Origin of the sequence: Cryobacterium sp. PH31-AA6 (assembly GCF_030063195.1) — a bacterium.
Lineage (GTDB): Bacteria > Actinomycetota > Actinomycetes > Actinomycetales > Microbacteriaceae > Cryobacterium.
In genome coordinates this window covers 18,913-40,425 of sequence record NZ_JASISS010000028.1, presented here as the reverse complement: position 1 = coordinate 40,425, position 21,513 = coordinate 18,913, and the positions used below count along the sequence as shown (strand labels likewise).

Sequence of the window (21,513 nt, the reverse complement as noted above, 5' to 3'; positions counted from 1 at the left end):
GCGGGGAGGGAGGAGGTGGGGTTAGGGGGCGGGGTTTGTTAGAAGAAGCCTTCCGGGGTGCCCGCGGCTTTCGTGACCTCGTCGGTGCGGATGCCGGCGCCCACGAGTTTGGCCATCGCCACCCTGAGCCCCGACTCCATTTGGGCGGACCAGACCTCGGTTTCCCGGCTGGCGGCATCCGCGGCATCCGCTCGGGCGATCGCCTTCTCCTTCTCGGCGCGTTCGTTCCGCACCTGCTGGATGCTCAGTGTGATTCCGTAGTAGGCGGCGACCATCGACGCGATCGGGGTCGCAAACACGGCGAGAGCGTTGATGCTCTCGCCGGTCACGCCGACCAGGATCATCACGATGAACGCCAGCATCAGGGCGCCGATCCCGGCCAGAACGACGAGGGCCGTTCGCTGCACGGCGCCCGCCCGGGCGGGGCCATGCGAGGCGGCCCGGACGTCCGGTGGCGCCGGGGCGGCCGGTGTCGGTGTCGGTGCCGGTGCCCCCGCGGCGGCCGGTGTCGGTTGGGCGCCGGTGAATGCGGGCATGACCTCGGTTCGATCGTCGGGGTTCGTGGGCAGATCAGTCATCGGTTGTTCCCTCTTCCGTGAGGCGGTAGGCGTCGGTCTTGCTGTCGGTCGGGACCACTCCGTCGAGGAAGACCCGCTTGTAGGAGCGTCCGTCCGGCAGCTGGGCGGTGCGGCTGGCCAGCTTGCCCCGGCTCACCTTCAGGTAGATGGCCTGGGCAGTCACTCCCAGTGTCGCCGCAGCCTGCGCGACGGACAACCCGGGCAGCTCCGTCGGCACGCTGCTGGGCCGGGCGGCCCGCTTGCGGCCGGCCGCCGCTCTGGCCGCGATCTCCTCGTCGGTCCCGCTCCATCGCCACCGGGCCGCCGCAGGCTTCAACAGGGCGGCGTCGGCAACCTCGTCCCAGCCCGCGCCCGCGTCCAGCGAGTCCCGCACGCCGGCCAGGGTCGCCGGGTCGGCCTCGAGCTCGTGGATGAGGCGACGGATGGCACGCAGCCGTTCGAGCGGAGGCACGGCGCCGGCCGGGGTCGGCTCGGCCAGCTCCGCCAGTCGTATCAGGGCGGCCCGGGTGGATTCCGCCAGGAAGAATCTCATCTCGATGCCGGGTCCCGCACGAGGCGCGGGGCCGCGCTCCCGGTGCGATCGAGGAAGACGACGACGGCGTGCGCGGCCAGGGTCAGAACCTCGGAGTCCCGGGCGAGGACGGCGTCTCCCGTTGCGGCGAATGACGCCGCAAGGCGGCCCCCCGACGTGGCAATCCGGCGAGGCTCGTCGCCGAGGTTCAATAGGATCTCCGTGTCGCTGCGTCGCAGGCTGAGCCACCGTTCCCGGTCGTCGAATGCCACCTCGACGTGGGCGAACCTGGGGTCGGTGAATGCCGGGATGCTTCGGCGCAGGACCGCGAGGTGCTGGTAGAAGGCGAGCAGCCGGGCGTGCTCCGGTCGGCTGGGTTCGGCCCAGTCGAGCCTGGACCGGGTGAACGTTTCCGGGTCCTGGGGGTCAGGCACCGCGGCGGGGTCCCACCCCATTCGCGCGAATTCGCTGATCCGGCCCGTCGCGGTGGCCTCGCCGAGCTCGGGCTCCGGATGCGAGGTGAAGAACTGCCAGGGGGTGCGGGCGCCCCATTCCTCCCCCATGAACAGCATCGGCGTGAACGGGCCGAGCAGGGTGAGGGTCGCGGCGATGGCGAGCTGCCCGGAGTCCAGCTGCGCGCTCAACCGGTCGCCGACGGCGCGGTTGCCGATCTGGTCGTGGTTCTGGCTGGCGACGACGAGGCGCCAGGCCGGCATCCGTTCGGTGTCGATCCGGCGGCCGTGCGTGCGGGCCCGGAAGGTCGAGAAGGTGCCGTCATGGAAGAAGCCGTGGGTGAGCACCTTGGCCAGGGCGTCGAGCGGTTCGAAGTCGGCGTAGTAGCCCGTGATCTCCCCGGTCAGGGCCACGTGCACCGCGTGGTGGAAGTCGTCGCTCCACTGCCCGGTCAGACCGTACCCCCCGGCCGCCCGCTCGGTGATCAGGCGCGGATCGTTCAGATCGGATTCGGCGATCAGGCTGAGCGGCCGACCGACGTGCGCGCCGAGGGCGTCGACCTCGATGGCCAGCTCCTCGAGCAGGTGGGTGGCTCGCTCGTCGTGCAGGGCGTGCACGGCATCCAGACGCAGACCGTCGACCTGGTAGTCGTCGAGCCACATCAGCGCGTTGTCGATGATGTAGCGGCGCACCTCGTCCGAGTGCGGTCCGTCCAGGTTGAGGGATGACCCCCAGGCCCCGGCGGCGTCGCTCAGGTACGGGCCGAATTTGCCCAGATAGTTTCCGCTCGGGCCGAGGTGGTTGTAGACGACGTCCTGGATGACCCCGATGCCGGCCCGGTGGCAGGCGTCGACGAAGCGCCGGTAGGCGTCCGGACCGCCGTAGCCCTCGTGCACGGCGTACCACAGCACCCCGTCATAGCCCCAGTTGTGACTGCCGTTGAACGCGTTCACGGGCAGCAGCTCGATGAAGTCGACACCGATCGATGCCAGGTGGGCGAGCTTCCCGGCCGCGGCATCGAGTGTTCCCTCCGGGGTGAAGGTGCCCAGGTGAAGTTCGTAGATGGTGCTGCCCGCCAGTTGGCGTCCGGTCCAGCCGCCGTCCGTGCGGTCGCCGTCCGTTCCCGAGTCGTCGCGGGAAGCCACGGTTCGAGACAGCCCGTGCACGCCGTTCGGCTGGTGCCGCGATCGAGGGTCGGGGAAGGGCCCCTCACCGTCGACCAGGAAACCGTAGTCCAGTGGGCCGGAGGCCACCGGGCGCGACGCCCGCCACCAGCCGTCCTCCGCCCGCGTCATCGGCACGGTCCGCTCGTTCAGCACCAGGCCGACCGCGCCGGCGGAGGGCGCCCAGACGGCGAACGAGTCGTCGGCCCTGGCGTCCCCGCTCCCCTGGATGGACTCACTGGGCATGTCGGCCGCCTCTCGTCGCTTCACGCTGGTCGGTGTCATCGGCGGGCACGAGCAGCGCCACGGGGTAACGGGCCAGAAGCTCGGCCAGCCGGAGCGTCCCACCCTCGAAACGGATGCCGGTCAGGAGGTCGACGACCGGACGCCCGGCGAGCACGATGGTCGTGTCCGCCCACCCGCCGGCATCGGCCAGGCCGAGCGGAAGCCGGGTCGCGACCGTGACGGCCCCGCCGCGGTCGAAGGCGATCACGTGCCCGGCGCGGGCACCGAACGACGGCACCGGTGCGTAACGGAAGAACCGGCCCGGCTCGTCGCGACGCACCCGCAGGGCACGCGTGGTGACCAGGAGCTTCGCGGCGCCGGTCTCGTCGACCGCGGGCAGCCATCCGTCGTCGATCCGGGCCAGGTACTCGCGCCGGATCCCGTAGTCGACGGGGCGGCGGTTGTCGGGGTCGACCAGGGAGGTCTCCCAGAGTTCGCTGCCCTGATAGACGTCGGGGACACCGGAGGTGGTGAGCTGCACGAGCTTGGCCGAGAGGGAGTTGCTCCACCCGGCCTGCCGTACCCGATCGACGAACCCCGCGATCGTTCCGGCCACCGTGTCGTTGCCGGCTGTCGCGGCGGCCAGGTCGCGCAGGGCCGTTTCGAAGGCCGTGTTCTGGTCGGTCCAGGTCGTGGATGTCCCTGCCTCCCTGGCGGCCTTCTCCGCGTAGGCGGCGAGGCGTTCCGGGCTGGCCGGCCAGGCCCCGATCACGGCCTGCCAGAGCAGGTTCTCGAACGGTGCGTCGCCGAGCGGGGCGGCAGCGCGGAGCGAGTCGAGGGTTGCCTCCCACTCGTGCGGGACCTCCGCGAGCACGGTGATCCTGGCGCGCACGTCTTCGCCACGTTTGGTGTCGTGAGTGGAGAGCGTGGTCATGGAATCCGGCATTGTGGCCTGGCGGAGTTGCTGGCGGCGGTGGAACTCGGCCGGGTCGAGCGCGAACTCCGATGGGTCGGCGCCGACCTCGTTGAGCGAGGTCAGCCTGCCGTACCGGTAGTAGGCGGTGTCTTCGACTCCCTTGGCCATCACCATCCCCGACGTCTGCTGGAACCGCACGGCGGCAGGATGCTGCGGGTCGGACAGCACGGGCAGGAGCAGGTCGATGGTCGGTTCCAGGTCGGGGCGCCGCGAGACGGCACGCCGTGCGGCGCTCTGCAACCGGTCGATCCCGACGGGGAGGTAGGAACGGTAGACGGGGAAGCAGGCGAGCAGTTCGGCGATCGCGTCGCCCGGGTCGTTGATCTGCGGGACCAGCCGGGCCAGCCGCCGCACCTCGGCCTGCAGGGTCTCGTCGGCGATGGTGCGCTTGTTGACGTGCACCAGCTCCTCCCAGTCGACGGTGTCGGCGCCGGTCTGGAGGCGCCCGGCCTCGCCCTGGAGGCGGGCCTCGAGGGACTCGAGGGCGCCTTGCCCGGCCGGGTCGACGAGGACCCGGTCGAGGTCGCCCAGGGCGTCATAGCCGGTGGTCCCCCTGGTCGCCCAGCTCGCCGGCAGCTGTTCGTCGCCCTCGAGGATCTTTTCGACCAGCACGTAGGCTCCCCCGGTGGCCGCGCGCAGCGCGTCAAGGTAGCCGCCCGGGTCGGCCAGGCCATCGGGGTGGTCGACCCGGAGCCCGTGCACGAGTCCGTCGCGCACCCAGCGCACGATCTCCCGGTGCGATTCCTCGAACACCCAGGGCACTTCCACCCGGATTCCGGCCAGGCTGTTGACGGCGAAGAATCGCCGGTAGTTCAGATCGGTGTCGGCGCGACGCCAGTTGACCAGCTCGTAGTGCTGACGGGAGTGCACCGCCCTGGCATCGGCCCCGTCGTCGGCGCTGCCCGGGGCGAGCGGAAACCGGTTGTCGAAGTAGTGGAGTTCGTCGCCGACGACCTGGAGGCGCTCGAGCTCATCGTCGCCGTCGCCGAGTACGGGGAGCAGGATGCGGCCGTCGCCGGCCGCCCAGTCCACGTCGAATGCTTCCGCGAACCGTGAGCCCCGGCCACCCGCGAGCAGGTCCCACCACCACGCGTTGTGCCGGGGGGTGGCGACACCGACGTGGTTGGGAACGATGTCGACGAGGATCCCCCGGCCCGCGTCCTTCGCCGCGGTCGCGAGTCGAAGGAGACCCTCCGGCCCGCCGCGAACCGGGTCGACGGTGGAATGGTCGACCACGTCGTAGCCGTGGTCGGAGCCCTCCTCGGCCGTGAGCAACGGGGAAAGATAGAGCCAGTCGGCGCCCAGTGCCGTGACGTAGTCGAGGACTCCGGCGGCGGCAACCAGGTCGAAGCCCGCCGTGATCTGGAGGCGGTAGGTCGAGAGGGGGAGCCTCATGCCGCGCCCTCCGGCCTGGTGCGCGGCTTGCGTGCTTTCTTCACCGGCTTCGTCGGCTGATCGGCGACTTCGGGTTCCACGACCTCCGGGGTCGGTGGCACGATATCCGGGCGGGCCTCGGTCGTGCTCATCGTGCCGGCCAGGGCAGCGAGGGAGGCTGCGACGGAGTGGTCCGGCACGGATTCCGGCGGCTGGTAGGCGCGCAGCACCACCAGCGAGCGTGACGTCACGGTCTGCACCGCCCCGGCCGCGTGCGGCAGCGCGTCGGCGCCCTTCCCCGCTGTGTCGACGACGATCTCCCAGGCGGGTGCGTACTCCGCAGAGGGAAGGGTGAAGGCCACGTCGTCGGGATCGGCGTTGAAGATGAGGAGGAAGTTGACGTCGGTGACGTCCTCACCGCGGGAATTCCGCTCCCGGATCCCGATTCCGTTGAGGAACATGCCCACGGTGCGAGCCCGGTTCTCGTCCCAGTCCTGCGACTGCATTTCCTTGCCGTCGCCGTTGAGCCAGACGATGTCGGGCAGCGGGTCGCCCTCGGCGCGCTTGCCCGGGTGCCCGTCGAAGAACCGGCTGCGGCGGAACGTCGGGTGATCCTTTCGCAGGCGGGACACGGCCGCGGTGAACTCGATCAGCGGGTGGTCCGCGTCATCCCAGTGCACCCAGCTCAACTCGTTGTCCTGGGCGTAGGTGTTGTTGTTGCCCAGCTGGGTGCGGCCGAGCTCGTCGCCGTGCAGGATCATCGGCACACCCTGCGACAGGAGCATGGTTGCGAGGAAGTTGCGGTGCTGCCGGGCCCGCAGGGACCGGATTTCGGGGTCCTCCGTCGGGCCTTCGGCCCCCATGTTCCAGGAACGGTTGTGGGATTCGCCGTCGTTGTTGTCCTCGCCGTTGGCGTCGTTGCGCTTCTCGTTATAGGAGACGAGGTCGGAGAGGGTGAACCCGTCGTGCGCGGTGACGAAGTTGATCGACGCCACCGGCCGCCGGCCGGAGTGCTCGTACAGGTCGGCGGACCCGGAGATGCGGGAGGCGAACTCACCCAGCGTCGACGGCTCGCCGCGCCAGAAGTCGCGCACGGTGTCCCGATACTTGCCGTTCCATTCCGTCCACTGGGCCGGGAAATTGCCGACCTGGTAGCCGCCGGGGCCGACATCCCACGGCTCGGCGATGAGCTTCACCTGGGACACGATCGGATCCTGCTGCACGAGTTCGAAGAAGGTGGAGAGCTTGTCGACGTCGTAGAGGTCGCGGGCGAGGGCCGAGGCGAGGTCGAACCGGAAGCCGTCGACGTGCATCTCGGTCACCCAGTACCGCAGCGAGTCCATGATCAGCTGCAGGGAGTGCGGGTGCCGGACGTTGAGGGTGTTTCCGGTGCCGGTGTAGTCCATGTAGTAGCGCTTGTCGTCGTCCATCAGGCGGTAGTAGGCCTGATTGTCGATGCCCTTGAACGAGATCGTCGGCCCCAGGTGGTTGCCCTCCGCCGTGTGGTTGTAGACCACGTCGAGGATGACCTCGATGCCCGCGTCGTGCAGGCCACGCACCATTCCCTTGAACTCCTGCACCTGCTGGCCGCGGTCCCCCGTCGACGAGTAGTCGTTGTGCGGCGAGAAGAAGCCGATCGTGTTGTAGCCCCAGTAATTGCGCAGGCCCTTCTCCTCGAGCGTGCCGTCGTTGACGAACTGGTGCACCGGCATGAGTTCGATCGCGGTGACCCCGAGCTTCTGCAGGTGGTCGATGACCGACGGATGCGCCACGCCCGCGTAGGTGCCGCGCTGTGACTCGGGCACGAGCTCCTGCAACTTGGTGAGCCCCTTGACGTGGGCCTCGTAGATCAGCGATTCGCTGTACGGCGTGCGCAGGGGCCGGTCGCCGACCCAGTCGAAGAACGGGTTGATGACGACGCCGAGCATCATGTGCGACGCGGAGTCGTCATCGTTGGTGGAGTCGGGGTCGCCGAAGTTGTAGGAGAACAGCGACGGGTCCCAGTCGATGGTGCCGGAGGTGGCCTTCGCGTACGGGTCAAGCAGCAACTTGTTGGGATTGGCCCGTTGCCCGTTCGCCGGGTCGTACTCGCCGTGCACGCGGTAGCCGTAAAGCTGGCCGGGCTGCACGAGCGGGAGGAAACAATGCCAGATGAACGCGCTGGACTCGATGACATCGATGCGCGTCTCGCCGCCCTCATCGTCGAAGAGGCAGAGTTCCACCTTCGTGGCGGCCTCGCTGAAGAGCGCGAAATTTGTTCCGCTGCCGTCATAGGTTGCGCCAAGTGGGTAAGCAGTTCCAGGCCAGGTTTCCAAGGGACTCCTCAGGTTTTTCGGATCGATTCAGTGTGCCCGGCGGCGGCGGCTGGGCACATCAGTACGCTACCGTCTCCCGCCGCGCGGCGCGTCGCCCGACCCCTCAGCGGGTCCGAATCAGGTCAGTTTTTCACGCACGAGCGGGGCGACTCTGGTGCCATAGAGCTCGATACTGGTCATCAATTTCTCGTGGGCCAGCGTACCGAGGCTGTATTTGAGGTCGAAGCGCGACAGTCCGAGGCCCGTCACCACGGCGGCGATCTTGGTTGCGACGGTCTCGGGCGAACCGACGAAGAGTGCACCGTCCGGGCCGGCGTCGTGCTCGAAGCGCTCCCGGCTGACTGGCCCCCAGCCTCGCTCACGCCCGATCCGCTCCTGCATGGCGGCGTAGTGCGGCCACATCTCCTCACGCGCCTGGGCATCCGTCGCCGCCACGTAACCCGGCGAGTGCTCCCCGATCGGCTGGGTCGGCTTCTCGAACTGGGCGAGGGCGCGGTGGTACAGGTCGACCAGCGGCTCGAACGCGAGCGGCGAGCCACCGATGACGGCCAGCATGAGCGGCAGCCCGTAGTGTGCGGCGCGCACGACCGACTGCGGGCTGCCGCCGACACCGATCCAGGTACGAAGCGAACCGGATTCGGTGGGCGGATACACGCTCTGGTGGTTCAGGGCGCCCCGCGTTTCCCCGGCCCAGGTTACGGGTTCCTCCTTGAGGAGCTCGGTGAAGAGGTTGAGCTTCTCCTCGAACAGGAGCTCGTACTGGTCGAGCTCCAGGCCGAAGAGCGGGAAGGACTCGGTGAAGGAGCCGCGACCGAGGATGACCTCGGCGCGCCCGTTCGACACGGCGTCCAGGGTGGAAAAGCGCTGGAAAACCCGCACCGGGTCATCCGAGCTGAGCACCGTGACCGCTGAGCCGAGCCGGATGTCGCGGGTCTGCCCCGCGATCGCGGCCAGGACGACCTCGGGGGCCGACACCGCGAAGTCGGTGCGGTGGTGTTCGCCGATTCCGAAGAAGTTCAGTCCGACCTGGTCGGCGAGCACAGCCTCGGCGACCACGTTCCGCAGCACCTGCGGCTGCGGAAGCAGCGCCCCCGCCGCGTCGAAGGTCACGTCTCCGAAGGTGTCCAGTCCCAATTCGATCTTCTGCGCCATCGTCGTCTTCCCTCAGTCAATTTGCATGCAAATGCATTCAACAGGGGAACCGTGTCGGTGCCCGCCGTATTCCGGCGGTGAACCCTGACTTGTTACGGGTTCATGAGTGCTGGTGGTGCGGGGCGGGCATCTTCCGCCCGCCCTTCCCCGGGTCTATTCTCTCCGGTGCTGCGGCACAGCAATCGGCGCCGGGCGTGAGGGAGTGCAGATCATGGTGGATCCGGACCGGAGTTTGTTCGAACCGGCGCGCGTGGCCGAGCACTATCGCCGCTACCTCCAGCCGGTACTGTTCGACCCGTGGGCCAGGCGCCTGGTTTCCTACGCCGGTCTCGTGCCCGGACAGACCGTGCTCGACGTGGCCGCCGGAACCGGGGCCGTGGCGCGTGCCGCTGCTTCGGTCGTCGGTGTCGGCGGGCGGGTCATCGCCAGCGACATCAGCCGGGCCATGCTCGCGGCGCTGGCGGCGGACCTGGTCGCAGAACCCGATCAGGCAGCAGCGCCGATCGACGCCCTGGAGTGCTCGGCCGCGGCGATCGCGCTGCCCGATGCATCCGTCGACGTCGTGCTCTGCCACCAGGGGCTTCCTTTTATGCCCGATCGCGTCGCGGTGGCTCGTGAGATGAGGCGCGTCCTCCGCCCGGGCGGTACCGTTTTCGTCGCGGTCTGGGCGCTCGGTGAACGATTGGAGCCGTTCGACAGCTATGCCGCCGTCGTTCGCCGGCACCTGCCCGACTCGCCGTTCGCGCGGGCGATGGCCGGCGGGACACTCTCCATGACCACCGGGCAGGTCGCCGAGGCGTTGACGGACGGCGGGTTCGCGCAGGTCGCCGCGACTCTGGAACACCTCGCCGTGCGCTGGCCGACACTTCACGACGAGGCCCGCGGAATCGCGGGGACCCCCTTCGGTCCCGAGATCGCCACCATGGACCCGGAGGCCACGGCCGCCATCCTCGCCGAGTTGGAGGAGACCCTGACCGGAGCCGGCGGAGAAAGCGTTGAACACCCTCTGGTGGCCGTCTTCGGCCGCGGAACCGCGGCCGGTTAGCGAGGGCGGCGGTCAGGGGCCGGCGAGGCTCGTCTGGGTCAGTTCTGCTGGTCGAGGCTGATGACGACGTTGCCCGTCTTCTGGCCCGTTTCCACGTAGCGATAGGCGTCGACAATGCGGTCGAGCGGGTAACTGCGATCGATGACCGGGGTGAAGGTTCCGGCTTCGATCAGCCCCCTGAGGTAGACGATCATCGCCTGGTCGTGCCTGGGGATCGGGAACATCACCCTGGTGCCGCCGCGGACCGAGCCGACGAGGGCGAGGAAGGGGTTCTGGGCCCCGGCGCCGAGCTCCGTCGACAGGTAGATTCCGCCCGGCTTGAGGAGCGGCCGGCACCGGCCGAACGAACTCTTGCCGACGGCATCCAGGACGACGTCGTAGCGGTCGGTGTCCCGGGTGAAGTCCTCCGCCGTGTAGTCAACGCCCCGGTCGGCGCCCAGCCCCCTGACCAGCTCCAGATCGGCGGTCCCGCAGACAGCCGTCACAGTGGCGCCGAGACCCTTGGCCAATTGCACGGCCGCGGAGCCGATCGCCCCGGTCGCGCCGTAGACGAGCACGGCCTGCCCGGCCCCGATCTTCGCCGCCCGAATCTGCGCCAGGGCGTAGTGCGAGCCCTCGGTGCTCGCCGCGGCCTCCGCGAACGTGGAATTCTCGGCCATTGTCGCGATGGAGCCGGTCTCGGGCATCGCCAGATAGTCCGCGTGGGCTCCGAAGGGGCCCTCGGTGTATCCGAACACCCGGTCACCGACGGCGAACGTCGTGACGGCGCCGCCGACGGCGTCGACCACCCCCGCGAACTCGTTGCCGAGGATGGTCACACTCGGCCGGACCAACCCGGTGAAGAGTCGCATGAAGAACGGCCGGGCCGCCCGGTAGGCGCAATCCGTGCGATTCACCGTTGTCGCGTGCACCCGCACCAGCACACCGTCGTCGGTGACCGCCGGCCTTTCCACGTTCTCAATCCGGACCACATCGGGCGGGCCGTAGCGTGTGTGCACCGCTGCTCTCATCTCTGGACCCTAACGAACCCGGGCGAAATCCGGAAGGCGGCGCGACTCGCCCGGTCGGCCGGTGTCTCCGCGGCTATCCTGAGGCGATGCCCCAGACCCCGGCGAACTCTCCCTCGCCCGCGACGGACTTCGTGAACGCGCTCGAGGCGTGGACACCGCGCTCCGTTCGGCACCAGACGCTCCGCGCCGAATACCGGGACCTCGTCGCCGGCTCTCCGCGAACCGCCCTGGACAGAAACGGCGGGCCGGAGCATCTCACCGCGAGCTGCTTCGTTTTCAGCCCCGACCTGACGCGGGTACTGCTCTGTTTCCACCGGAAGGGGCGTTTCTGGGTGCAACTCGGCGGTCACATCGAGGCGGCGGACGACTCGGTCGCCTCGGCCGCGTTCCGCGAGGCCCGCGAAGAGTGCGGAATCGACGAGCTGAGCCCGCTATCCGGCGGAGCCATCGTCGACCTGGACCGGCATTCCCTGGGCGGAGGCTTCGGCCGGTGCGGCGTGCACTGGGACGTCGGGTTCGCGGCCGTCGTGGCACCGGACGCCGTTCCGGCCGTCAGCGACGAGAGCGACGACGTGGCCTGGTGGCCCATCGTGGCGCTCCCCGCCACGGTCCCGCCGGACTTCGCACTCCGGCTGCACGGAGTGCTGGACGAACTGGCCCGGGTCGCCGGTCAGGCCGCTCGCACCGGTACGCGGGGACATCCATCGGCCTGAATTGCGCATTCGGCACGGGCGCGGGATAACCACGCCGGCGACCAATCAGGCGATAATCGACCCAGGCAGCCTGATGCCTCCGCACCGACGCCGAAGGAGATCGCCGCAGCACGGGCCGATCTGGACCGCTGGGCGCACTACTCGGATCATCCGGGCTTCATCGCGAAGGCCAGCGGTCAGGATGCCTTCGACGCCGAGCACGAACGCCGGCTTCGTCACGTCGCCGAGCTGGACGCCCGCCTCCTCTAGGCGGCCCGCCCCACGGCATCCGTCCGCACCGCCGCGCCGCGCGCGCCTCTCGTGACCGCGCCGCCGCGCCTGTGCCCATCGTCGCGGCGCGCGTTCCGGAACGCGGCGCGTGGTGCTCGGCGCGCCCGCTTCCAGAACGCGGGCCGCGAGGCGCACGGGGCGGGGCGCGGCGCGGCGCGGCGCGGTGGGGTGGCACGACACGCGCGGGCGGGCAATGTGGTCTGACCACATTTTCCGGATTGAAGACCGCGGGATGGCGCGAAAACATTGGGCACTAAGTATTGGGCGAAACACTATATGCGGGAGCGCATCGCGACCTGACCACTACATGTGGTGCCCAGGCGTAGGGTGGTGATTCAACGGCCCGACTCATCCGGATGGCGGCCACAAACCAAGGATCTCCTCGAATGACAGCACAAACCAGCTCTCCCTTAGGCATCATCAAGCGCACCGGCGCGACGGCCCCCTTCGATGCCCAACGCATCCGGACCGCCATCACCAGCGCCGGAACCGCGTCGGGAGAGATGGTCGGCGACGACGCCGACCTGGTCACGAACACCGTCGTCGTGGCGCTGGCCGACCTGGGCCGGGCGTATCCGACCGTCGAGCAGGTGCAGGACCTCGTGGAGCAGACCCTGCTGTCCAAGAATTATGCCGCCACCGCCCGGGCATACATCGCCTACCGGGACCAGCACGCCAGGGACCGCGACGTCACCCGCACCACCGTCGACGTGAGCACCTCGATCAACGAATACCTGGACCGCTCCGACTGGCGCGTGAACGCGAACGCGAACCAGGGCTACTCCCTCGGCGGGCTCATCCTCAATACGGCCGGCAAGGTCGTCGCCAACTACTGGCTGTCCAACGTCTATTCGCCCGAGATCGGCAGGGCGCACCGCGAGGGTGAACTGCACATCCACGACCTCGACATGCTCGCCGGCTACTGCGCCGGCTGGTCCCTACGGGTGCTGCTCGAGGAAGGCCTCAACGGCGTTCCCGACAAGGTCGAATCGACTCCCCCGAAGCACTTCTCCTCCGCGATCGGCCAGATCGTCAACTTCCTCGGCACCATGCAGAACGAGTGGGCCGGAGCCCAGGCGTTCAGCTCCTTCGACACCTACATGGCGCCGTTCGTGCGCATCGACAAGCTCAGCTACTCCGAGGTGCGCCAGGGCATCCAGGAGCTCATCTACAACCTCAACGTGCCCTCCCGCTGGGGCACCCAGACCCCCTTCACCAACCTCACCTTCGACTGGGTCTGCCCGGAAGACCTGCGCGAGCAGGTGCCGGTCATCGGCGGCGTGGAGCAGTCCTTCGCCTACGGTGACCTCGCCGAGGAGATGGCCGTGATCAACCGGGCCTACATCGACGTGATGACGGCCGGGGATGCCAGCGGCCGGGTGTTCACCTTCCCGATCCCCACCTACAACATCACCGAGGATTTCGACTGGGAGTCGGAGAACGCCGACCGGCTGTTCGAGATGACCGCGAAATACGGCACGCCGTACTTCCAGAACTTCATCAACTCCGAACTCAAGCCGAACCAGATCCGCTCGATGTGCTGCCGTCTGCAACTCGACATGCGTGAGCTGCTCAAGCGCGGAAACGGGCTCTTCGGCTCCGCAGAGCAGACCGGATCCCTCGGCGTCGTCACCATCAACTGCGCCCGCCTGGGCTTCGTGCACCGCGGCGACGAGGCCGCGCTCCTCTCCGACCTGGACCGCCTGCTCGACCTGGCCAAGGATTCCCTCGAGCTCAAGCGCACGGTCATCGACAAGCTGATCGTCGAGGGTCTCTTCCCCTACACGAAGCGTTACCTCGGCGCGGGCCTCCGCAACCACTTCTCCACCATCGGCGTCAACGGAATCAACGAGATGATCCGCAACCTCACCGACGACGCCCACGACATCACCTCCGAGGAGGGCCACGCGATCGCCGTCCGCCTGCTCGATCACGTGCGCACGCGCATGATCGAGTTCCAGGAGGCCACCGGGAACATGTACAACCTGGAGGCCACGCCCGCCGAGGGCACCACCTACCGGTTCGCCAAGGAAGACAAGAAGCGTTTCCCGTCGATCCTGCAGGCCGGAACCGTGGCGAACCCGTTCTACACGAACTCGTCTCAGCTGCCGGTGGGCTTCACCGACGACCCGTTCGACGCGCTCGACCGTCAGGACGAGCTGCAGACCAAGTACACCGGCGGCACGGTGCTCCACCTGTACATGTCGGAGAAGCTCTCGACGGCCGCGGCCTGCCGCGAGCTGGTCAAGCGGTCCCTGTCGACGCACCGGCTGCCGTACATCACGGTCACGCCGACGTTCTCGATCTGCCCCGACCACGGCTACCTGGCCGGCGAGCACCCGACCTGCACGACGTGTGGCGGTCCGTGTGAGGTCTGGACCCGGGTGATGGGCTACTTCCGTCCGGTCAGTTCGTTCAACATCGGCAAGAAGGGCGAACACGCCGAGCGCACCCACTTCGTCGAAGCCGCGATGGCCCGATGACGACCCCGGCGTGCGCGGACGACCTGCAGATCGCGGGGCTGGTCAGCCTGTCCACCTGTGACTGGCCGGGCAAGCTCGTGGCAACGGTGTTCCTCCAGGGTTGCCCCCTGGCCTGCACCTACTGCCACAACCCCGAGCTGCTCGACCCGCGCACGCCGGGAACGGTTTCCTGGCAGCAGGTGCGTGAACTCCTTGAAAAACGCCACGGGCTGCTCGACGGCGTCGTCTTCTCTGGCGGTGAGCCGACCCGGCAGCCCGGACTCGCCGCGGCGATGCACGAAGTCAAGGCCCTGGGCTTCGGGGTCGGCATGCACACCGCGGGGCCGTACCCGAAGCGGTTCGCCGAGGTGCTCCCGCTCTGCGACTGGGTCGGTCTCGACATCAAGGCGCCGGAGAATCTCTACGGTGCGGTGACCGGCGTGCAGTCCGCGGCGGCCAAGGCCTTCGCCTGCCTCCGGGTCGCACTGGACTCCCCCGTCGACCTGCAGGTGCGCACGACGGTTGATCCGATGATCATGTCGGACGACGACGTTGCCGGACTCACGGGCATCCTCAGCGATCTCGGCGTGCGCGAACACGTGATCCAGACGGTTCGTATGGAGGGCGCCCGACCCGAATTCGCGGAACGGCTGGCCGCGTACCTCGCCTGAGTCGGGCTACCGCCGGTCGGCCCGGTCAGCCTCCTGGGCCCGCTTGGCCTGCTCGTCAGCCCGAGGCGTCCAGGTAGAGCCAGCGGCGGTCCACCCGCACGAACCGGCTCACCTCGTGTTGCGTGCTGCGGGTGCCGTCACTGCGGCACTGCGCCGTGAATTCGACAATTCCTTCGGTGTCGAATGGACCCCCGCGAAGGGTCCGTTCGATGTCGAGGCGTGTCCACACGAGGCCGGCGTCGAGCTTGAATTCGCGGGGCCTGGTGCTCGGATGCCAGGTCGAGAGCAGGTAGCCGGTGTCGCCGACCGCGAACGCGCTGTATCGGGATCGCATCAGGCGTTCGGCGGTGGGCGCCACCGCCTCCCCGCTGTGCAGCGGGCCGCAGCAGTCGAGATAGCGCTCGCCGCTCTGGCACGGGCAGCGCTCCGGGCGGGCGATCTTCGTCTCGATGGTCGGCACAGTCCCATTATCGGCCAGGAGCGTTCGGCCTTCACAACCGGGTGTCGGCATCCCAGGCTGATCAGTTCTGCACCGGCCGGCGGCCGGCCCGGTTCAGGGTGACTCCGCCTTCGGGGGTACCAGGCCGTCCGGCGGGTTCTCCTCCGCTTCCAGCAGGAGGTAGTGGGTGAACCAATCGCCGGCCAGGTTGGCCGCGATCGCCAGGGTCCCCGGCTCCTCGAACAGGTGGGTGGCTCCGTCGACGACGGTCAGCCGCGTTCGACAGCGCAGTCGGGCCTGGGCCTGCCGGTTGAGTTCGAGCACGGCGGCGTCGGCTCCGCCCACGATCAGCAGGGTCGGGGACGATACCTGCGGCAGCCGGGCCGCGGCGAGGTCGGGACGTCCGCCGCGGGACACGACGGCCGCGATGTCGCTGCCCGGTTCGGCGGCGGCCCACAGCGCCGCACCGGCGCCCGTGCTCGCTCCGAAATAACCGATCCGGCACCCCGCCGTCTCGGGGCGCCTGCGCAGCCAGGTCGTGGCGGCGGTGAGCCGGTGCGCCAGCAGTTCGATGTCGAAGACGTTGGTGCGGTTCGGCTCCTCTTCGGCGGTGAGCAGGTCCAGGAGCAGGGTGCCGAGCCCGACGCGGAGGAGCATTTCCGCGACGAACTGGTTCCGAGGGCTGTGCCGGCTGCTGCCGCTGCCGTGGGCGAAAACCACGATTCCGGTGGCGCCCTTCGGCAGGCGCAAATGGCCCTCCAGGAGCACGCCGTCTGCGGGGATCTCCACGTCTCGATCAAGGCTGTCGGCAACGACCCTGCCGTTGCGCATTCGCCGGGCCGCCGTATCCAGCAGCACGATGACCTCCTCGTCGCTGGTCGCCGAGAAGTCGCGGTAGTGATTTCCCACGGCGACCAGATGCTCCGGCGCCAGGACACTGACGACCTCATCGGCCCCGAGAAAGCTTCCGTCGGTCTCCGCCGGCATGACCGGAACCGCCATGATCACGGTGGTCGCCCCGAGGTGGCGAGCCACCTCACAGGCCACCCGTGCCGTCGACCCCGTTGCGATGCCGTCGTCGACGATGACGACCGTTCGTCCGGCCAGGTCGAGCCGCTCCCTACCCATCCTCAGGTCCGCCACCCGTTCGGCCAGCAGCGACCGTTCCCGCCGCTCCACGGTCTCGAGTTCCTCGTCGGTGACGCCGGTCAGTGCACGCACCTCGGTGTTGAGGACACGGGCTCCGCCCTCGCCGATGGCCCCCATCGCGAGTTCGGGCTGGTACGGCACGCCGAGTTTGCGCACAACGATCACGTCGAGGGGGGCGTGGAGGGCCTCGGCGACCTGGAACGCCACGGGCACACCACCACGCGGCAGACCGAGCACAACCACGTCCCGGCCACGCAAAGGGAGCAGGCGTTCGGCGAGTTGTCGACCCGCATCACCACGATCGGCGAATACCACCATCGTTCGAAACCTCCGGATCCTGCACAGCTATCGGGTGCTTCTGCACATCATCCCCCCGACCCGGGCTCGACGACAGGTCCTGGCCGGAGATTGTCGGCGCACAAAAAAAGACCCGCTCGGTGAGCGGGTCTTTCTTGTCGAACTGTCTTGCCTGGTGGATCCGAGGGGATTCGAACCCCTGACCCCCTGCATGCCATGCAGGTGCGCTACCAGCTGCGCCACGGACCCAGATTGTGTTTCGGATTCCCCCGAAACAACTTCTCTAGGCTACTACATCCCGAGCCCGGTTGAGTACCACTGCTACTCCTGGACCTTGTGGGCCGGCAGCTCGATCGGAATGACCGGGCAATCCTTCCACAGTCGTTCGAGGGAGTAGTAGACGCGTTCCTCTTCGTGGAATACGTGGACGACGAGGTCTCCGAAGTCGACGAGGATCCACCGGCCCGCGGCCCGACCCTCACGACGCAGCGGCTTGTGACCGGCCTCGGTGAGCTTGTCTTCGATCTCGCCGGCGATCGCGACGACGTTGCGCTCGGAGCGCCCGGTGACGATCAGGAAGACGTCGGCGAGCGGAAGCGGGTTGGAGACATCGATTGCGACGAGGTCTTCCCCCGCTTTCGAGTCTGCGGCGGCAGCGGCCAGCTTGAGGAGCTCGAGAGCATGGGCAGAAGCGGTCATCGATTGAATCCCTGAGTTAGTGAAAGCGAATGAGATGGCATTAGAAAACTTTGAAGACGTAGCCGGCGACGAAGAGGCCCACAACACCGAGGGCCAGCGCGCCGACGATGATGGTCAGGATGGTGGGCAGGGTAACGCCGCGCTTGGGCGGCGGCGCCATGACGCCCCTGGTCGAGGCGTGGGTGCTGACGGCGCGGCTCGCGCTGACGGGGGCGACGTCGCTGTGGTGACCGCTCTCGTCGAGCTGGTCGAGCATGCGGTCCATCTCGGCGGAGTCGATCAGGTTCGGGTGAGCACCGGTGGAGCCCAGGCTGCGCGGCAGGTCGATCGAACCGGTGATCATGATCTCGCCCGTGCTGGTCAACGGCCCTGAGGTCGTTCCCTGGTGCGGGATCGACGGGAGGATCAGCGCGTTCGTGGTCGTCGGGATTCCGCCGGCTCCGATGCCGCGGGACATGAGCTGGTCGAAGGGTTCCACCCGGAGCTCACCGGGGAGGATGCTCTCATCCTCGTCACGATCGAGGGACCAGTGGCCGACCGGCGGGTGGAGAAGTCCGGGGCGGGGCCTGGTCGAGGAGACGGAAGACTTGGCTTCGACGAGGAACTCGACGGGAACGGGCGGGTTCGCCCTCACGGCGGGAGGCTGGTCTGCAGCGTGCTCGTCATGCCCCGACTCGGCATCGTGGCCCTCGGCCAGCATCAGGGCGCGCAGTTCACGGCGGGTGAGCGTTCGGTCGGGGACGGTTCGTTCGGCGCCGGGCTGGCGCGGGGCGCTCACGGCGGCGGCCCAGCCGGACTTCGTCACGGGCGGCGCGAACACGGATGCCACGGCGGGCTTCTCCGGTGCCGCTGGAGCCGGTGTCGCTGGAGCCGGTGTCGCTGGCGGAGTTTCGGCCTGCGCCGGAGCGCTGGCGGAGGAGTGCGTGGGAACGTGGGTCGACGAATGCTGCTGGTCCGCCGAGGCAGGCTCGTGCCCCTGAGCCAACTCGCGGGCTTGTCGCCGCGTCAGTGGCTGTGGGTCATTACCCAACGTCATGCCACACTCCGATACAGATGATGCTTTGAGATGTACTGGACTACCCCATCGGGGACCAGATACCAGACCGGGAAGCCCCGGTTCACACGTGCCCGGCAGTCTGTGGACGAAATAGACAAAGCCGGAACCTCCAACAAGCTTACGTCCTGGTTGGGTAATCCCGAAACGCTGAGCTCGTGTCCCGGACGACTCACAGCCACGAAATGGGCGAGGTTCCAGAGCTCCTGAACGTCCTTCCAGTCCAGGATCTGCCGGATCGCGTCCGCCCCGGTGATGAAGAAGAGTTCGGCATCCGGACGCTGGGCGTGCAGGTCGCGGAGGGTGTCGATCGTGTAGGTCGGCCCGGTGCGATCGATGTCGACCCGGCTCACCGTGAACCGCGGGTTCGAGGCCGTGGCGATCACCGTCATCAGGTAGCGGTGCTCGCTCTCCGTGACATCCTGTTTCTGCCATGGCTGCCCGGTAGGCACGAAAACGACCTCGTCGAGGTCGAAGCTCTGCGCGACTTCGCTGGCCGCGACGAGGTGCCCGTGGTGGATCGGGTCAAAGGTGCCGCCCATCACTCCGATTCTCGGGCGGCGCGGTGGCATCGGAACGAGGATCCCTAGTGGTCGCCGTGCGCGCCGTGCGCGTCGGCGTATGCCTGAGCCTTGGTCTGGTGGCGGTTTGCCACGTCACGGTAGGACCAGACGACGACGCCGAGCGCGGCGAAGATCACGAGCGCGATCAGGCCGTAGACGAACGTCGGCATGGGCAGAGCGTGTTCGACCTGCGCGAGCACTACGTTCAGGAACGACATGGGTTCTCCATTCAGGGGTGGTTCAGGGCTGACCGACGAGAGCGGACGGCTCCGACAGTATTCTAGCGGGGCCTATCCGCGAACCTGGCCCGAGCCGCGCACGATCCACTTCGTGCTGGTGAGCTCCGGCAGGCCCATCGGCCCCCTGGCGTGCAACTTCTGGGTGGAGATGCCGACCTCGGCGCCGAATCCGAATTCGCCGCCGTCGGTGAATCGGGTGGAGGCGTTGACCATGACGGCCGCCGAGTCCACCTCGGCGAGGAACCGCTCCGCGTTCACGACATCGTTGGTGATGATCGATTCGGTGTGCCCGGTCGAGTAACGGCGGATGTGGGCGATCGCCTCGTCGAGGGAGTCGACCACGGCCACGGAGATCTCCAGGCCCATGTACTCGGTACCCCAATCCTCCGGTGTCGCCGGAACGGCGTCGGGGAAGATCTCCCTGACCCGTGGGTCCGCGTGGATCGTGACCCCGGATGCCGCGAGCTTCGCCAGCACGGCGGGCAGCAACCTGGTTGCGGCGTCCCGGTGGACGAGCAGGGTTTCCAGGGAGTTGCAGACGCTGGGGCGCTGCACCTTCGAGTTGTGTACGATCTCGACGGCCCAGTCCGCGTTCGCGCTCTCGTCGAGGAAGATGTGCACCACGCCGGCTCCGGTCTCGATCACCGGCACCTTCGACTGGTTCACGACGGCCTGGATCAGGCCTGCGCTTCCCCGGGGGATCAGCACATCGACGTAGCCGCGGGCCTGCATCAGGGCGGTGGCGCCCTCGCGCCCGAAGGGATCGATGGTCTGCACGGATTCGGCGGGCAAGCCGGCCGAGCCGATCGCCTGCTGCAGCAGGCCGACGAGGATGCGGTTGGTGTTCTCGGCGGCGGATCCCCCGCGAAGGACGACGGCATTGCCGCTCTTGAGCGCGATCGCGGCGATGTCGACGGTGACGTTGGGCCGGGCCTCGTAGATGACCCCGACCACGCCGAAGGGCACGCGCACCTGGCTGATCCTGATGCCGTTGGGGAGGCTTCTCCCCCGCACAACCTCGCCGATCGGGTCGGTGAGCAGGGCAATCTGCTCGACGGCGGCGGCCAGTCCTTCGATCCGGGTGTCGTCCAGGCTGAGGCGGTCGAGCATCCCGGCGGACAGGCCGTTCTCGTGACCGTTGGCCAGGTCGATCCTGTTCGCGGCGAGGATGTCCGGCACGCTCCCGCGCAATGCGGCGGCAATCGCGGCCAGCGCCAGGTTCTTCACCTGGGTGGGCGCCGCGGCGAGGGCAACCGATGCGGCCCTGGCCGATTCGAGGATGGGCGTGAGCTGGACGGTTTCGGTCAGGGACTGTGACGACATCCCGGTAGCCTACGCGACCGGGCTGCCCGTCGGCTGGATGGTGTCGCCTTCGGTCGGCTCGAACCACGTTCCGACCAGGTCTCCGCGCAGCGCCTCGGCCACGAGCGCCGTCGACGTGAGCAGCACGGCCGTGCCGGCGCCGGAGGCGATCCGGGCCGCCGACACCTTGGTGGCGGCTCCCCCGGTGCCCACACCGGAGCGGCTCGCCCCGAACTCGACCCCGGGCAGTTCCTCGCCCGCGCCGACGTGGGAGATCGGCTCGGCGCCGGCCAGGTGCGGCGGACGGGTATAGAGCGCGTCGACGTCGCTGAGCAGCACGAGGAGGTCCGCCTGGATCAGCGTGGCGACGAGCGCGGCCAGCCGGTCGTTGTCGCCGAAACGGATCTCGTGCGTGGCGACGGTGTCGTTCTCGTTCACGATCGGCAGGATGCGCAGCCCGAGCAGCCGGTCCATCGCCCGCTGGGCGTTGCTGCGGTGCGCCGGGATCTCGAGGTCGCCGGCGGTGAGCAGAACCTGGCCGGCGACGATGTCGTACCGGTCGAGGCTGTCCTGGTAGCGGAAGATCAGCAGATTCTGGCCGACGGATGCCGCGGCCTGCTGGGTCGCCAGGTCGGTGGGCCGTTCGTCGAGCTGGAGATACGGCATCCCGGTCGCGATGGCTCCGGAGGAAACCAGCACGATTTCGGCTCCGCGAGCGTGGGCCGCCGCGAGGGCGTCGACGAGGGGGGAGATCTGACCGGCGTTGTCACCGCTGATCGAGGAGGAACCGACCTTGACGACGATGCGAGCCGCCGATCCGATCTGGTGCCGCGCGAGCACGCTCATTCGACGG

The 21,513-nt window shown here is 68.5% G+C and carries 19 protein-coding genes and 1 tRNA gene; 4 read left to right on the top strand and 16 right to left on the bottom strand.

The window, feature by feature from the left end:
• Nucleotides 1-38: 38 nt before the first annotated feature.
• The 6 genes from QMG61_RS15035 to QMG61_RS15010 all read right to left on the bottom strand — a co-directional run bounded on the left by QMG61_RS15035 (nt 39) and on the right by QMG61_RS15010 (nt 8,747).
• Entirely contained in the window at nt 39-578 is a 540-nt protein-coding gene (locus QMG61_RS15035) for a hypothetical protein (RefSeq protein WP_283495142.1), read from the bottom strand.
• Nucleotides 571-1,110, bottom strand: coding sequence for a hypothetical protein (locus tag QMG61_RS15030; protein ID WP_283495141.1), 540 nt, complete (start codon nt 1,108-1,110; stop codon nt 571-573). Before QMG61_RS15030 ends, QMG61_RS15035 begins: the two co-directional genes overlap by 8 nt.
• Nucleotides 1,107-2,951 carry a malto-oligosyltrehalose trehalohydrolase gene (gene treZ, locus QMG61_RS15025; RefSeq protein WP_283495140.1) on the bottom strand — a complete coding sequence of 615 codons (1,845 nt, stop codon included), beginning with the start codon at nt 2,949-2,951 and terminating at the stop codon, nt 1,107-1,109. Before treZ ends, QMG61_RS15030 begins: the two co-directional genes overlap by 4 nt.
• Nucleotides 2,941-5,301 carry a malto-oligosyltrehalose synthase gene (gene treY / locus QMG61_RS15020; RefSeq protein WP_283495139.1) on the bottom strand — a complete coding sequence of 787 codons (2,361 nt, stop codon included), beginning with the start codon at nt 5,299-5,301 and terminating at the stop codon, nt 2,941-2,943. The genes treZ and treY overlap by 11 nt, the downstream gene beginning before the upstream one ends.
• Nucleotides 5,298-7,595 carry a glycogen debranching protein GlgX gene (gene glgX / locus QMG61_RS15015; protein ID WP_283495138.1) on the bottom strand — a complete coding sequence of 766 codons (2,298 nt, stop codon included), beginning with the start codon at nt 7,593-7,595 and terminating at the stop codon, nt 5,298-5,300. Before glgX ends, treY begins: the two co-directional genes overlap by 4 nt.
• A gap of 117 nt (nt 7,596-7,712) precedes the next feature.
• Nucleotides 7,713-8,747, bottom strand: coding sequence for an LLM class flavin-dependent oxidoreductase (locus QMG61_RS15010; protein WP_283495137.1), 1,035 nt, complete (start codon nt 8,745-8,747; stop codon nt 7,713-7,715).
• Between the two features lie 211 nt (nt 8,748-8,958).
• Between QMG61_RS15010 and QMG61_RS15005 the strand changes: the two genes are divergently transcribed.
• On the top strand, nt 8,959-9,792 hold the full coding sequence (locus tag QMG61_RS15005; RefSeq protein WP_283495136.1) for a class I SAM-dependent methyltransferase: 834 nt from the start codon (nt 8,959-8,961) through the stop codon (nt 9,790-9,792).
• 38 nt (nt 9,793-9,830) lie between these two features.
• Here the strand turns inward: QMG61_RS15005 and QMG61_RS15000 are convergent, their stop codons facing one another.
• Entirely contained in the window at nt 9,831-10,802 is a 972-nt protein-coding gene (locus tag QMG61_RS15000) for an NAD(P)-dependent alcohol dehydrogenase (RefSeq protein ID WP_283495135.1), read from the bottom strand.
• Between the two features lie 86 nt (nt 10,803-10,888).
• Here QMG61_RS15000 and QMG61_RS14995 point away from each other — a divergent pair, with 86 nt between their 5' ends.
• From QMG61_RS14995 to QMG61_RS14985, 3 genes are all read left to right on the top strand, one after another.
• On the top strand, nt 10,889-11,515 hold the full coding sequence (locus QMG61_RS14995; RefSeq protein WP_283495134.1) for an NUDIX hydrolase: 627 nt from the start codon (nt 10,889-10,891) through the stop codon (nt 11,513-11,515).
• Nucleotides 11,516-12,171: 656 nt separating this feature from the next.
• Complete coding sequence (locus QMG61_RS14990) at nt 12,172-14,268, top strand: ribonucleoside triphosphate reductase (RefSeq protein WP_283495133.1); 2,097 nt, start codon at nt 12,172-12,174, stop codon at nt 14,266-14,268.
• Nucleotides 14,265-14,918, top strand: coding sequence for an anaerobic ribonucleoside-triphosphate reductase activating protein (locus QMG61_RS14985; RefSeq protein WP_283495132.1), 654 nt, complete (start codon nt 14,265-14,267; stop codon nt 14,916-14,918). The genes QMG61_RS14990 and QMG61_RS14985 overlap by 4 nt, the downstream gene beginning before the upstream one ends.
• 55 nt (nt 14,919-14,973) lie before the next feature.
• Here QMG61_RS14985 and QMG61_RS14980 read toward each other — a convergent pair whose 3' ends face one another.
• The 9 genes from QMG61_RS14980 to proB form a co-directional block, all read right to left on the bottom strand.
• Nucleotides 14,974-15,378 (bottom strand): YchJ family protein, encoded by a 405-nt coding sequence (locus QMG61_RS14980; protein WP_283495131.1) that lies wholly within the window; start codon nt 15,376-15,378, stop codon nt 14,974-14,976.
• 93 nt (nt 15,379-15,471) lie between these two features.
• Nucleotides 15,472-16,824, bottom strand: a complete 1,353-nt coding sequence (locus QMG61_RS14975) for a phosphoribosyltransferase family protein (protein ID WP_283495130.1) — start codon at nt 16,822-16,824, stop codon at nt 15,472-15,474.
• Nucleotides 16,825-16,976: 152 nt separating this feature from the next.
• Nucleotides 16,977-17,052, bottom strand: a tRNA-Ala gene (locus QMG61_RS14970).
• A 72-nt stretch (nt 17,053-17,124) separates the two neighbouring features.
• Entirely contained in the window at nt 17,125-17,502 is a 378-nt protein-coding gene (rsfS, locus tag QMG61_RS14965; RefSeq protein WP_283495129.1) for a ribosome silencing factor, read from the bottom strand.
• A gap of 40 nt (nt 17,503-17,542) precedes the next feature.
• Nucleotides 17,543-18,331, bottom strand: coding sequence for a hypothetical protein (locus tag QMG61_RS14960; RefSeq protein WP_283495128.1), 789 nt, complete (start codon nt 18,329-18,331; stop codon nt 17,543-17,545).
• 203 nt (nt 18,332-18,534) lie between these two features.
• Nucleotides 18,535-19,128, bottom strand: coding sequence for a nicotinate-nucleotide adenylyltransferase (gene nadD / locus QMG61_RS14955; protein ID WP_283495127.1), 594 nt, complete (start codon nt 19,126-19,128; stop codon nt 18,535-18,537).
• 14 nt (nt 19,129-19,142) lie between these two features.
• Nucleotides 19,143-19,337 (bottom strand): hypothetical protein, encoded by a 195-nt coding sequence (locus tag QMG61_RS14950; protein ID WP_283495126.1) that lies wholly within the window; start codon nt 19,335-19,337, stop codon nt 19,143-19,145.
• A 72-nt stretch (nt 19,338-19,409) separates the two neighbouring features.
• Nucleotides 19,410-20,681: a glutamate-5-semialdehyde dehydrogenase gene (locus QMG61_RS14945; protein WP_283495125.1), complete on the bottom strand. Its 1,272-nt coding sequence runs from the start codon at nt 20,679-20,681 to the stop codon at nt 19,410-19,412.
• A gap of 9 nt (nt 20,682-20,690) precedes the next feature.
• On the bottom strand, nt 20,691-21,506 hold the full coding sequence (gene proB / locus QMG61_RS14940) for a glutamate 5-kinase (RefSeq protein WP_283495124.1): 816 nt from the start codon (nt 21,504-21,506) through the stop codon (nt 20,691-20,693).
• Nucleotides 21,507-21,513: the final 7 nt, after the last annotated feature.